The sequence below is a fragment of the Pseudarthrobacter sp. MOO14 genome (genome assembly GCF_058267675.1).
Window position 1 is genome coordinate 995,153 of the sequence record NZ_CM177849.1, and the last position, 13,157, is coordinate 1,008,309.

At 66.1% G+C, this 13,157-nt stretch carries 12 protein-coding genes and 1 tRNA gene; 3 read left to right on the forward strand and 10 right to left on the reverse strand.

Annotated features, from left to right (window positions below):
* Window positions 1–74 precede the first annotated feature (74 nt).
* From AC4EEV_RS04565 to galU, 5 genes are all read right to left on the reverse strand, one after another.
* A complete protein-coding gene (locus AC4EEV_RS04565) occupies window positions 75–227 on the reverse strand; it encodes a hypothetical protein (protein ID WP_018760353.1) in 153 nt (50 codons plus the stop codon).
* Between the two features lie 85 nt (window positions 228–312).
* Window positions 313–388: transfer RNA gene (locus AC4EEV_RS04570), tRNA-Ala, on the reverse strand.
* Between the two features lie 132 nt (window positions 389–520).
* On the reverse strand, window positions 521–1,441 hold the full coding sequence (locus AC4EEV_RS04575; RefSeq protein ID WP_018760354.1) for a hypothetical protein: 921 nt from the start codon (window positions 1,439–1,441) through the stop codon (window positions 521–523).
* Between the two features lie 105 nt (window positions 1,442–1,546).
* Window positions 1,547–2,167: a GNAT family N-acetyltransferase gene (locus AC4EEV_RS04580; protein ID WP_018760355.1), complete on the reverse strand. Its 621-nt coding sequence runs from the start codon at window positions 2,165–2,167 to the stop codon at window positions 1,547–1,549.
* A gap of 4 nt (window positions 2,168–2,171) precedes the next feature.
* Window positions 2,172–3,077: a UTP--glucose-1-phosphate uridylyltransferase GalU gene (gene galU / locus AC4EEV_RS04585; RefSeq protein ID WP_026264278.1), complete on the reverse strand. Its 906-nt coding sequence runs from the start codon at window positions 3,075–3,077 to the stop codon at window positions 2,172–2,174.
* 103 nt (window positions 3,078–3,180) lie between these two features.
* Between galU and AC4EEV_RS04590 the strand changes: the two genes are divergently transcribed.
* The 3 genes from AC4EEV_RS04590 to AC4EEV_RS04600 all read left to right on the forward strand — a co-directional run bounded on the left by AC4EEV_RS04590 (window position 3,181) and on the right by AC4EEV_RS04600 (window position 5,020).
* Window positions 3,181–3,801 (forward strand): 5-formyltetrahydrofolate cyclo-ligase, encoded by a 621-nt coding sequence (locus tag AC4EEV_RS04590; protein ID WP_491330235.1) that lies wholly within the window; start codon window positions 3,181–3,183, stop codon window positions 3,799–3,801.
* Between the two features lie 112 nt (window positions 3,802–3,913).
* Window positions 3,914–4,177, forward strand: coding sequence for an FmdB family zinc ribbon protein (locus AC4EEV_RS04595; RefSeq protein ID WP_018760358.1), 264 nt, complete (start codon window positions 3,914–3,916; stop codon window positions 4,175–4,177).
* Between the two features lie 111 nt (window positions 4,178–4,288).
* Window positions 4,289–5,020, forward strand: a complete 732-nt coding sequence (locus tag AC4EEV_RS04600; RefSeq protein WP_018760359.1) for an RcpC/CpaB family pilus assembly protein — start codon at window positions 4,289–4,291, stop codon at window positions 5,018–5,020.
* 78 nt (window positions 5,021–5,098) lie between these two features.
* Here the strand turns inward: AC4EEV_RS04600 and AC4EEV_RS04605 are convergent, their stop codons facing one another.
* The 5 genes from AC4EEV_RS04605 to AC4EEV_RS04625 form a co-directional block, all read right to left on the reverse strand.
* Window positions 5,099–9,418 (reverse strand): AAA family ATPase, encoded by a 4,320-nt coding sequence (locus AC4EEV_RS04605; RefSeq protein ID WP_491330236.1) that lies wholly within the window; start codon window positions 9,416–9,418, stop codon window positions 5,099–5,101.
* A 128-nt stretch (window positions 9,419–9,546) separates the two neighbouring features.
* A complete protein-coding gene (gene guaA, locus AC4EEV_RS04610) occupies window positions 9,547–11,136 on the reverse strand; it encodes a glutamine-hydrolyzing GMP synthase (protein ID WP_026264280.1) in 1,590 nt (529 codons plus the stop codon).
* A gap of 86 nt (window positions 11,137–11,222) precedes the next feature.
* On the reverse strand, window positions 11,223–11,732 hold the full coding sequence (locus tag AC4EEV_RS04615; RefSeq protein WP_491330237.1) for a DUF3817 domain-containing protein: 510 nt from the start codon (window positions 11,730–11,732) through the stop codon (window positions 11,223–11,225).
* Window positions 11,729–12,592 (reverse strand): SURF1 family protein, encoded by an 864-nt coding sequence (locus AC4EEV_RS04620; protein WP_109863694.1) that lies wholly within the window; start codon window positions 12,590–12,592, stop codon window positions 11,729–11,731. Before AC4EEV_RS04620 ends, AC4EEV_RS04615 begins: the two co-directional genes overlap by 4 nt.
* Before the next feature lie 76 nt (window positions 12,593–12,668).
* Window positions 12,669–13,157, reverse strand: a complete 489-nt coding sequence (locus tag AC4EEV_RS04625) for a PTS sugar transporter subunit IIA (protein WP_018760364.1) — start codon at window positions 13,155–13,157, stop codon at window positions 12,669–12,671.

Consider the following 13,157-nt stretch of genomic DNA (forward strand, 5'->3'; position numbering starts at 1 on the left):
ACCAAACGCCCAAGGCGCCACCCCATTGTGGAGGGTGGTTCCTTGGGCGTTTGGCGCGTTGCGTCAGGATCAGGTCAGGCGTTGGTCCTGCGCTTGAGCCAACCCCAAACACCTGTTGCGACGAACAGGACCAGGCCGATGATGGCGAGCCAGAGCAGGCCCTTCACGACAAAGCCGACGATGGACAGAATGAGCCAAATGACAAGAAGTCCGATGATTATTCCCATGGGGCCACTCTAGGCCCGCCATGCAGTAACGGCCCGGGCATTCGACTGCGTTTCGCCCATAAACATTGCGCTGGGGGCAGGGTTCTGGTGGAGCTAAGGAGATTCGAACTCCTGACCTCTTCGATGCGAACGAAGCGCTCTACCAACTGAGCTATAGCCCCGGAATTGACCGCGGCCTGCGTGGTACTCCAGGCCGGTGCGGAACCGGTGTCCCTAGGCTACAAATAATCCGTGTCCAACACCAAATTGACGCGCCCGGTGCGGCACAGCGGATGGGAATGCTTGCCGGCCGCCTATGCCCGACGGCGCTGGAGGACGTCGTCGAGGTTGCTCAAGGCACTCTGTGCCTTGGTCAATTGAGGTGAACCCGCAGGCTGGGACGCGGCTTCCGGGGCGTCGGCACCGGCGGCCCCCTGCTTCAGCGACGGTTTGCCAACCGCTTTCGGAGCCTCCGGCAGTTCAAGCGGCAGCGGCTCGGGGCGCTCAGCTTTGGCTGCCTCAACGTAGGTTGGCCTCGGAACGTCAACAGGCTCCCACGGACTGCCCACGGGAGCGACTGCCGACGCGGCGGCCGCACTGGTGTCACCGGCGGCAACGGCGACGGCGAGGGCCGCCTCACGCAGTTCCATTGCCGTGAGCGGTTTGGCCTTGGCCTCACCCGCTTCGGCGTCAAACAACGGGCTTTCCGGCCGGGCCGGAGCTGTATCGGTTTCGGGCACGGTGACGGGGTCCGGCTCCTGGCGCCGGGAAGGCGCATTCATGGCGGAGCGGAAGGCCGCGTTGACCTTCGCTTTGCGGTCCCGGAGGGCCAGCCAGCGGAGCAGGGCCACCGCGCCGAAAGCCAGCGCAAAGGCGGTGAGGGGAAGCGCGGGCGATCCCACACCGAAGGGAAGGAGCACACCTGAGATGAACGCGGTCACCAAGCACAGCAGACCCGCCAAGGCCACTGCCGTCCGGCCGTACCGGATGCGGAACCGGGCCGGGGGCGGGGTGCTGGCAGCGCCGGCAGCGGCTGCGGCGCTCTTGTTGGGTTCCATGGCTTTCTCCTGCTGGGCGACGACGTTCAACACTTTGCCGGCGGTCTGGTCCGGCCTTTCATCGGCGGGGACGTCTGCCAGGAAGTCGCCGGCGGCCTGGACCTGGCGCCTTCGGTTCCGGAGGACGTACGGGGCGACCCAAAGGATCCAGAGCGCGACGGCAACCACGAGGATCACTGAGCTGCTTAGGGGGAAGTCCACACTCAAAACCGTATGAGCATCATGCCTGCTCAGGCCGCATTAGCCCCGGTGTGTCGTACCCCTGTCCACAAACCGATGGATTTATGACGGGCGGGACGCCAGCCACGGCGCCAGCAGGCCCGCCGGGACTTCTTCGGAGGTCAAGGCAAACGAACGGTGATCCGCCCACCGGCCATTAATGTGCAGGAAACGGGGCCGGTATCCCTCATCCCGAAATCCCAGCTTCTCCACCACCCTCAGGCTGGGCGCGTTCTCCGGCCGGATGTTGATTTCCATCCGGTGCAGGCCAAGGGTCCGGAAGCAGTGGTCTGTCACCAGGGCCACGGATGTGGGCGCGATCCCCCGGCCGGCCCGGGCCTGATCCACCCAGTACCCCAGCGTGGCCATCATGGCCGAACCCCACACAATCGAGGACACCGTCAGCTGGCCCACGATGGCCGGATTCCGAAGTCCCGGCGTCCGCTCGGTGATGACGAATGGAAGCGCCGTGGCCTGGGCCGCCTGCGCGTTCAATGAGCGCACCATATGACGGTAGTCGGGCAGCCCGCCTCCCGGTTCGGGGTTGGAGGCCTCCCAGGGCGCCAGCCACTCGCTGTTCCTGGACCGCACCTCGGTCCATTCCCTTTTGTCGCGGTAGCGGATGGGCCGCAGGACCAGGTCACCGCATTCGAGGGTGACCGGCCAGATGGGACCGGTACGCACGGCGTCAGCTGGAAAGGCCGGCGGTGAAACCGGGCAGCCATTCCCGCAGGCCGGGGCCCAGGTCATCGCTGTCGACGGCCAGCTGGACGCAGGCCTTCAGGTAGCTGAGTTTGTCCCCGGTGTCATAGCGGCGGCCGCGGAACACCACACCGAAGACCCCGTAGCCCTCCCCGTCTCCGGACGCGAGTTCCTGCAGGGCATCGGTCAGCTGGATCTCGCCGCCGCGGCCGGGTGCGGTGTGCTCGAGGACATCAAATACCGCGGGGTGCAGGACGTAGCGGCCGATCAGCGCCAGGTTGGACGGTGCTTCCTCGGGTGAGGGCTTCTCCACGAGCCGGTTGACGCGGACATAGCCTTCGCCGTCCAGTTCCTGGACGTCGGCGCAGCCGTAGGCACTGATCTGTGCCGGCTCCACCTCGATGAGGGCGACGACGGACCCGCCGGTCTTCGCCTGCACGTCGATCATTGTGCTCAGCAGTTCGTCACGGGCATCGATGAGGTCATCACCCAGCAGGACAGCGAAGGCTTCGTCGCCGACGTGTTGTTTGGCGCGGAGCACGGCGTGGCCCAGGCCGTGCGGGTCGCCTTGCCGGACGTAGTGGATGTCGCCCAACTGGCTGGCTGCCTGGATGGAGGCGAGCTTCTCCGTGTCGCCCTTGTCGGCAAGCGTCGATTCGAGCGAGGGCACGCGGTCGAAGTGGTCTTCCAGTGCACGCTTGTTTCGGCCCGTAATCATCAGGATGTCGTTCAGGCCCACATGGACGGCTTCCTCCACCACGTACTGGATGGCAGGTTTGTCCACGACGGGGAGCATTTCCTTCGGCATTGCCTTGGTGGCCGGCAAGAACCTGGTGCCCAGGCCCGCTGCTGGGATGACGGCTTTGCGGACTCTGGGGTTACTGGTAGTCACCGGACTAATCTAACGTCAGCGTCAAGCATTTCAGTAACCACCGGCACAGCGGGCCGTCATCCGCCCGTGACGCCGCGGAACGCCGGTACCAAGGAAGGACACCATGCAGGAGCAGACGAATCCCGCCAAGGACGATATCCGGGCGGCCCACCGGCGCCGGCGCGCCGCGCTGACGGAGGCGGAGCTGGACGCCGCCGGTTCGGCATTGGCTCGCCACGGGGAAGCCTGGGCAGCATCCGTCACTGCGGGGCGCCCAGGCACCGTATGCGTCTACCTGGGTGTCGGCAAGGAACCGCCCACCATGCCGCTGGTCAATGCGCTGCACGGCAGCGGCCACGAGGTCCTGCTTCCGGTATGCGAGCCGGGCCGGGAGCTGAGCTGGGTGTTCTGGACCCCGGACACCAGCTTCGAACGCAGCCGGTACGCGCCCATCCTGGAACCCGCCGGGAGACGGCACGGGCCCGACGCGGCCGGAAGCGCAGCGGCGCTCATCATTCCCGCCACTGCCGTGGACCTGTCAGGCAACAGGATCGGCCAGGGGGGCGGCTACTACGACACCTTCCTGGGGCATCTCGCCACTGCCGGGAAGGAAATACCGCTGGCCGCTGTTATCTACGACGATGAATTGCTTCCCGCGGGGCGGATTCCTGCCGAGGAATTCGACCGCCCGGTCCCGGGTGTCCTGATGCCTTCCGGGTACCGGGGCCTGGCGGGTGGCGGCTGAGCCCGGTCCCTTCCGGGCGCAGTGATAGAATTAGCACTCAGGCCCTGCGACTGCTAACGAATTACCGGGTGGCAGCACGGGACCTCTCGTTTGCCCAAGAGGAGGAGCACCAGTGCCAACATATGCTTACGCCTGCAAGGATTGCGGCCACGCCTTCGATATCGTCCAGTCGTTCTCGGACAGCAGCCTGACATCCTGCCCCGAATGCGAGGGCACGTTGCGCAAGAAGTTCAACAGCGTGGGTGTGGTTTTCAAGGGCTCAGGTTTCTACCGTACCGACTCCCGCGATTCCAAGGGCAGCTCGGTCTCCCCCGCCCCGGCAGCGACGCCGGCGACGCCGGCGGCATCGCCAGCCCCGGCTGCAGCGGCCAGCTAGCCCCAAGCACTGATGACGACGACGGCCGGCACCTTCGGGCGCCGGCCGCCTTTGTCCACATAGCTGCAGCCACCACTGTCCTGCCGCTTCGGCTGCCCATAGCGTGGGCGCATGCCTGCATATCCACGCCGCGGCCGCGACAGCCTCCGGATTCCCACGACGTCCCGCACCACCGGCCGTCCCGCCAAGGCCAACCACCCCATCCCGGCGCGGGTAGCGTCCTGGCTGGGCCGCAACCGCCGCCTGGCCGCCGCCCTGGTCCTGTGTGCAGCGGCGGCCATCACTGTCAATCAACTGACGCCGGCTCCGCTCTCGACCGTGACAGCACTTGCTGCTGCGCGGGATCTTCCGGCAGGTACCGCTGTGACGGCGGCAGATTTGGCCAGCGTTCATGTGCCGCCCGGGATGGTGGCGGAGGGCTTCCTCCAAGACACTGCCGCAGCCGCCGGCAAGCAGCTCGCCGGTCCGTTACGAAAGGGCCAGCTCGTTACCGACGCCCAACTCCTGGGACCGGGCCTTCTCGTTGGGACGCCTCCGGGCTCGGCCGCGGTTCCGCTCCGCATGGCGGACCCGTCCTCCATTCAGCTTGTGGCCCCGGGCCAGTTGGTCAATGTGGTGCTCACATCTGCCAACGGGTTTGACCAGCAAGGCCCCTCCGAGGTGCTGGCGTCTGCGGTTCCCGTGCTGTGGACTTCGAACAAGGGCGGCCAGGGTGGCCAGTGGCTGGGTACAACGGAGACCGACGGGTTGATAGTGGTGGCAGCAAACGCGGAACAGTCATCCCGGCTGGCTGGAGCGTCAACGCAGGGCAGGCTCTTCTTCGTCCTGGTTGGTCCGCCGTGACACCACGGATACGATCCCTCAACAACTTCCGGGTTGCCCGGGCCCAAAGGCTTGGCTGCTCGTCAGCCCCGCTGCTGGTCAGCCCCAGTGCGGCGGTTTCTGTTCCTTCAGCCACGCGTCGTGGTCATCCTCCCGGTCGCCCCAGCTGCGGGCGTCGTCCTCCGCAGCCTTGCTGGGCAGCACAGCGTCGGTACCTGAGGTGGCCCGCCCTGGCGCTGGAGTGGAGTGAGGCGCACCTGCCGGATTTCCGCCGTCAGGTACCGCTTCCGTCTTCTCGTTCTCGCTCATATCTTCTCCGGCCCGATCTTCCGCGGGCCCATTGTTGTCGGAAATATCGCTGCCGGAACCATTGTCGTCGGAAACACTGACGTCGGAAACACTGACGTCGGAGACACTGTCGTCGGAGACACTGTCTTCCGCGACCATGCCGTTGGCCTCCTTGGTGTCCAGGCCACCGGCCCGCCGGCCCTGGCTGGGGCGGATGCCCGCGGCGGGGTCTCCGGAGTCACTCCGGTTCCCGCCATTGGCGTTCCGCGGCAGATAGGCAACACCGGCGGCCGGTGCTGCATCGATACCATTGAGCGCCTGGTCCACGTCGTCGTCAAGGAATCCAGCCGAGTGCCCGGTCCTGCCCGGCAGCACCAGGTTTTCCAGGCCGAGGTACCCGGCAATGCGGTCGGCACAGGACGACGGGTCGGTAAATACCTCGATGGTCCACAACGGCATATAACGCCATCCCAGGCGCTCCAGCAGCTCCGGGCGGAGCCTGCTGCGTTCCCGGACGCTCATGGTGCGGTACTGCCCGGTGCCGTCAGACTCGATCGCCACTGGTCGTGGCAGGTCGGCATCATCCTTGCCTATGGTATTCAGCGGGTCAGCCGCGGCCACAACGTCGATGGCGCCGTCGTACTGGTGCCAAACCCGGGCGCCGCGGGCGCGCAAACGGTCACCCAAGTCGGCGACCAGCGGGTCCGCACCGAGTGCCTGTTCGCTGGCGGCAGCCCGGGAGGCGGGAGTTCCGAGGTCAGTGTTACCCGAAATTTCGCGGTTCAACAACGTGTACAGATCCACCGCCCCGTGCGTGAGCCTGGTGTGGTCCAGGTCCTCGGGCCGGAAGCAGGTGAGCACATGCATGGACCGGCGCGCCCGCGTCATGGCCAGGGCGAACTTCTCCCTGCCACCTTCCGCGGACAATGGTCCGAAGTTGTGCAGCGCCCGGCCGTGCGGGGTGCGGCCAAAACCTGGGGAGAAAATAACATGGTCGCGAACCAGCCCCTGGGCCCTCTCCAGGTCCACCACCCTGAAGGACTCAGCACCGGCACCGAAGAAACCGGCCATTCCGGGCTGGTTGGCCAGCTGGAGGCGGATGGACTCGCCAATCCTGGCGGCATGCCGGAGGCTGGCGGTGACCACGGCGAGCGAAGTGCGCGGACGCAGGCGGGCGTGCTCGAACACGAGCTCGACCACCCGGTTGACCTCGGCCACCACCGACTCCACACCCTCGTGGTCTGCGCTCGGCAAGCCGGTTCCGTCAGGCAGGTACTCCACCAGCAGCGACCGGTCCAAGCCCGTCGCCGACTGGCCCTCGGGCAGCCGGCGCAACCCGCCGTCGTAAAAGTTCTTGCTCAGCTGCAGGACGAGGTCCTCGTCCACGGCCCGGTACACCACGTTCAGCCGCCACACCGGAAGCACCGCAGAGAGAGCCGTGAAGGCACTCTCCACCCTGTGGTGGGCGGACTCACCAGCGGCGAGGCGTTCCACGCCCACGGTAAAGGTCCGGGGCGACGCGATGCGCGGGTCGCCGAACGCAATCACCTGGCGTGCACGGGCGATCGACGGCAGGACGGCCTGCAGGGACGTGGCCTCGGCATCCAGGATCACGACGGCGTCGAAGTGTTGCTCTGCCGGGAGCAGCCCGGTCATCAGGTACGGGCTGACAGACCACACCGGAACCAGCGTGCCGATCAGGTCAGGAGCCTGGGCGGTCAAGGACGGGAGCGATACCCGGCCGTCCTTGAGCAGGCTCCGCAGCAGGCCCGCCTGGCGCGGCTGCTCGGCGATCGCCCCGCGCCAGCGTTCCGCCAAGTCCCAGCGAAGGCGTGCGGCGCCGCTGGCGATGTGCGCGTTGTCCGCCAACCGATACTCGGCCTCGAGCCGGCGCAGCGCGTCGCCGTCGGACATGGCCAAGTAGTCATCGCCGCTGATCATGGCCTCAAGGGCCGACTGCCACCACGCCAACTCCAGCTCGGCTGCAACGGACCGTTCCGGGACTTCCCGCTCCGCGAGGTCGGCAAGGAGTTCGCCCAAACCGTGCTCACGCATGTTTTCGATCAGGAGTGTGCGTTCGGGCAAGGTCTTGAGGGTATCGGTGTCCGCCACGAGGCGTTCCAGCCGCTCCATCAGCTGGCCGTAGGGCGCAGTGGCGAGCGACCCGCCGGCATCCGTGTGCCGGAGCGCCTGGCCCAGCTGTTCCAGCTCCGCGTCCAGCGACCGGTACATGGCGTTCATTTCGGCAAGGCCGGACGGAACCGCCGGATGGCGTTGGGTGGTGGCATACCCGGCCCAGAGGGCGCGCTGCTCCTGGACCAGGACCAAGGATGTGTGCAGGTCGGCGATGTGCACGCCGGGGCGGACGTATTCCTTGGCCACCCGCCGAAGCCTGGAACGCTGCATGGACGTCATTTCGATGCCGCGCTCACGGCGCCACGCTGACGGGGCCGTGGCGGAAATCAGGTCCGTCACGGGCCGGTCAAAGATGTCCGGCGTGAATTTGTCCAGGCTGCCGCGGACGGCAACCAGCAGCTCGAGCTGCTCGCCCCATTCCGCAAAGGACTCCCCCAGCCGGATTTCAGCGTGCTCGGCGACGGCGTCCATGCGGTCGCGCAGCACCGGGAGGCTCTTGGCCACGGAGCGGACCAGATCCTGCGCTTCCGCGGTTTCCTTCCGGGTCAGCAACCGCGCGCCGTGCCAGGGGCTGGTGGTGGCGGCCTTGCTGAAGCTGCCCAGTTCGGCAGCACGGCGAAGCCTTCCGGCCAGCTCCTCGCGGTCGCGGATGCTGTCCAGGACACTGCGCTTCAACCGGACGGTGGTGGCCGGCGCCGGATGGATCGAGGTGAGCTCCGCGAGGGACTGCATGGCCTGGTAGGGCGAGCAGCCCCACCGGTCCCGGACGTTGTGCAGCGACGCCACGTGGTCCATGAGCGCGTGCCGGTGCTCAGTCAGGGTGGTGTGCAGGTTGCCCAACTGCGGTTCCAAGGACTTTTCGTTGCGGACAATCGCCCGCACCAGCTGGCCCTTCAGCTGCTGCGCCGTGACGTTCCCGGAAAGCTGGAACAGGATGGATTCCAGTCCCAGGGATTCGAGCTGGCCGGAGACTTCATTCAGGCTGGCCCGGCGGTCACCAACCACCAGCACCGTCTTCCCGGCGTCCACCAGGGCACCGATGGTGTTGATCGCGGTCTGCGTCTGGCCGGTACCCGGCGGGGCGCTGACAACGAAGGAGTCACCGGCTCGGGCCGCATCAATCACATACTGCTGGTCCGTGTCCGCGTCCAGCAGCAACAGCTCGTCCTTGGGATGCCTGTTGTCCAGGTGCGGGAAACGCGAGGGGTCCGGGTCTTCGACATCCACAACTTCGCCCCCGGCGGCGGTCGCCAGCGCGGACACAATGGGGTGGGAGTCGTTGATCCAAGGGTCGTCCAGGTTCCCGGAAAGATCGGCGAAGGTCGAAACGAGCAGGTTGTGCTGGGTTTCTGCGCCATGGATGGGCCGGATCAGCGTGGCCAACCGGTCAAGGACGGGCTGCGGGTCGAACCGTGCGGTGCTGTAGGCGAGGCGGGTCACGGCGTTGACGTCGAAGACGATCCCGTGGATGTTCTTCAGGTGGCGCACCAGGGCGGGGTTGATGTGCGCCTGCTCGGTGAGCTGCAGCTCGAAGTCGTCCTCCCCCGGACGGACGGTGAGGGATATGGCGGTCAGCATGACGGGGGCGGACACGCGCTGGGGTTTGCCTCCGACGGCGGACGTCCACACCACAGTGCCGGCGGACAGGTACCCGGCGTCGATGCCGCGGTCGTTGGAGAGCTCAAAGATCTTTGACCGGATGTTGCGCGATGCCCTGGCTGCCACGACGTACTGCTGGCGGTCCCGGATCAGCGTGGACAGGCGTGTGCGGCGCCCTGCCATGAGCTGGGCGAGCCCCGAGGGATGCGCCGAGGTGAGGTCGATGGAGCCTTCGGGGGTCTTGGTGAAGCGCAGCATCGTGTCCGCGCCAGTGACGGGTTTAAGCCCGGACAGCCATTTGCGAAGCTCTTCCGAGCCTTCCGGGTGGCCTTGACCAACTGACACTTCTGCCTTCTTTTCTGCGTTTGCACGTGACGCCCTGGACCATACCGGCATAGATTCGAGAGTAGCCGCTCCGGTGCCGGACTTTGGCGACCGCAACACTGGAGCACAGGAAATTGCTGGGATTCTCCCGGGAAAAACAGTGGCCGGCCTCCGCTGGCGGAGGCCGGCCACTCAGGGGACTATTCCCATTCGATGGTTCCCGGCGGCTTGCTGGTGACGTCCAGCACCACCCGGTTGACGCCGTCCACCTCGTTGGTGATCCGGTTGGAGATCCGTGCCAAAAGATCGTAGGGCAGGCGCGACCAGTCGGCGGTCATGGCGTCCTCGGAGGACACGGGACGGAGCACGATCGGGTGGCCGTAAGTGCGGCCGTCCCCCATGACGCCGACGCTGCGGACGTCGGCGAGAAGCACAACGGGCATTTGCCAGACTTCGTCGTCCAGGCCGGCGGCAGTCAGTTCGGCACGAGCGATGGCATCCGCCTTGCGGAGCAGGTCCAGCCGTTCTTTGGTGATGTCACCGACGATCCGGATGCCCAGGCCGGGGCCGGGGAAGGGCTGGCGGCCGACGATTTCCTGCGGCAGGCCGAGCTGTGCGCCCACGGCACGGACCTCGTCCTTGAACAGGGCGCGCAGGGGTTCGACGAGCTCGAACTGCAGGTCCTCGGGGAGGCCGCCCACATTGTGGTGGCTCTTGATGTTGGCAGCACCTTCGCCGCCGCCGGATTCGACGACGTCCGGGTACAGGGTGCCCTGGACCAGGAATTTGATCTTCTCGCCGTGGGCAGCAGCATCGGCGATGATGGCCAGTTCCGCTTCCTCGAAAGCACGGATGAATTCACGGCCGATAATTTTGCGCTTGGTTTCCGGATCGCTGACGCCTGCCAGTGCCGAAAGGAAGCGCTCCTGCTCGTTGGCGACGTAGAGCTTGACGCCGGTGGCGGCGACAAAGTCGCGCTCCACCTGCTCTGCCTCGCCTTCACGCAGCAGGCCGTGGTCCACGAAGACACAGGTGAGCTGGTCGCCCACTGCGCGCTGCACCAAGGCGGCGGCCACGGCAGAATCGACACCGCCGGAGAGTCCACAAATGACCCGGGCGTCTCCCACCTGCTGGCGGATGCGCTCCACCTGCTCCTCGAGGATGTTGCCGGTAGTCCAGTTGGGTTCCAGCTTGGCTCCCTTGAAGAGGAAGTTCTCCAGGACCTGCTGGCCGTAGGCGGAGTGCTTGACCTCCGGGTGCCACTGCACGCCGTACAGGCACTTCTCCTCATTGGCGAAGGCCGCGACTTCAGCGCCGGCGGTGGTGGCCAGGACATCGAAGCCTTCGGGCGCCTCGTGGACGGAGTCACCGTGGCTCATCCACGTCTTCTGGTGCTGGGGCATGCCTTCGAGCACGGAGCGCCCGTCACCCAGGATGGTGGTTTCGGTGGATCCGTACTCCCGCAGCCCGGTCTTGTCCACCTTGCCGCCCAAGGCGTTGGCCATGGCCTGGAAGCCGTAGCAGATGCCGAAGACGGGGACTCCGGCTTCGAAGAGGTCGGCACCGACGCTCGGGGCGCCGTCGGCATAAACGCTGGAGGGGCCGCCGGAGAGGATGATGGCGGCGGGATTCTTGGCCAGTAGCTGCTCGGTGGTGTAGGTATGCGGAACCACTTCCGAATACACATTCGCTTCCCGGACGCGGCGGGCAATGAGCTGCGCGTACTGGGCACCGTAATCAACAACCAGCACCGGCTTCTGGGAAGTCTGGGATGCAGTGGGAGTAGTCACCGTAATAGCCTACTTTGCGCCGTTGCACCGACGCACCTTGAGAGACCTCCCTGTGACGGAGCAGACGTCAGTGAAGGCGGAAACGCTCAGTAGCGCTGGGGTGCCTGCGGGTTGGCGGCGAGCTCGGCCTCAGCCTCGGCGTGGAACTTCTTTTCGACGATGAAGGACAGGAACGGCACCACGCCGCCGAGGGCCAGCAGGACCAGCTTCAGGAACGGCCAGCGCATGAGGGACCAGAGCCGAAAGTTGGAGATCAGGTACACCACGTACATCCAGCCGTGGACGATCAGGACCGTGACGGAGACGTTCACACCGTTCAGTACCGCCGGCGGTTCGGCGTCGGCGAAGCCAAAACCGAAGGGCTGGCCGGTGAGTGCGCTGGTGCCGCCGGCAAACAGGTACTGCCCGAAGCCGTACCGGGCCACCAGTTCCGCGCACAGCAGGAGCAGCATGGTGCCGGTCAGGTAGGCCATGACCTTGTAGAACTTCAGGGCCGACCGGATCTGCGCTTCGGTGCCGCCGAAGCGGCGCTTCTTGCCGGATCCTTTGGCGCCGGAGGCTTGGGACGAGGGGGTGGCCGGTTTCGGATCAATCATGGCTGTACCTTCTGCTGGTGCTGATCAGGTTGCTGCTGTTCGTTCTGGTGCTGTTCCGGTTCATCCGACTCCTCGGCTTCGTCGAGGGCCTCTTCAAGGTCCCGGTGGTAGTCGTCCTTGACCAGCCGCCACCAGATGAAGAGGGCGAAGCCGGCAAAAACCACCCATTCGATGGAGTAGAAGAGGTTCAGCCAGTTGATCTGCTGCGACGGTGGCTGGGGGCCGATGTTCAGCGGAAGCAGGCTGCCAGGCACGGACGCGGCGCTGACATCTTTGCCGCCCGCCACCTCCGCGGTGGCCGAGACGAATCCCGGGTAGCTGCTGACGCCCCAGTAGTTGATGAGTTCGGCAACAGACACGGCCGAGGCCTCCCCCGTTTTGGGGGCCTTCCCGGGAACCGGCGCTTCAGAAGGAATCAAGCGCCCCGTCAGTTGCACCAGGCCCGACGGAGGGGCTGGTGCGTCGGAAGGGTCCGCCACCCAGCCCCGCGCCACCGGAATCCAGGTTTGTGGGGAGGCAGCCGCACCTTTAAGGGTGGGGGCGCCGTTAACGGCGAAAGCGGAAACTACCCAATAGCCGGTCTTTCCATCGTGCAGCCTGCCAGGGACGAGCACCTGCTTGTCGGGACTGTAGGTTCCCTCCGCGGTGACCATCTGGTCTGAGACGCTGCCGTGGAAGAATTCGCCGGGCTGGAGGGTGCTGGTGAGCGGCTGGACCTGTTCGGTGGCGGGGTTGACCGGCGCTTCGGGCTGGGTGGACCGGCCGAACTGCCACTGGCTGAGCAGCACGAAGACCCCGGAAAGCGCGATCGCGAAGATGAAGCCTGCGATCCATCGGGGTTTGAGGGCTGTTTTCCACACGTCTTAACCGTACTTCGTACTTCTGTAGAACAACTAAACGCCTGTGCATTCGGATGCGGCGCAGGGACCCGGCTGCTTAGTGGTCGAAGAACACCAGGCTGGAATTGATGAGCTCGGCGATGACTTCTGCATCGTAGGCCCGCCGCAGGGATTCCCGGAAGGATTCCTTGGACAGCGACCGGGCCAGCGTGGCCAGCACTTCCAGGTGGTCCGAGAATGAACTGGCGGGCGTGGCGATCAGCAGGATGACGGTGGCCGGGCCGTCCGTGGCGCCGAAGTCCAGGGCATGGCCGTACTTGGTGATGCCGACGGCGATCGACGTCCGGGAGACGAACTCGCTGCGGGCGTGCGGGAGACCGACCCCGCCGGGGAGGCCGGTCGCCAGCTGGTGCTCGCGCGCGTTGACGTTCTTGAGGAATCCGTCAAGGTCGGAAATTCGCCCGGCGGCATGGAGCCGTTCCGCCAGCTGGTTGGTGGCGTCGGTTTTGTCCGTCGCTTCCAGTTCCAGAATCACCATCTCGGGGGTGGTGAGTTCGGCGTCATACGGGTCAAGTGGTTCCGCCAA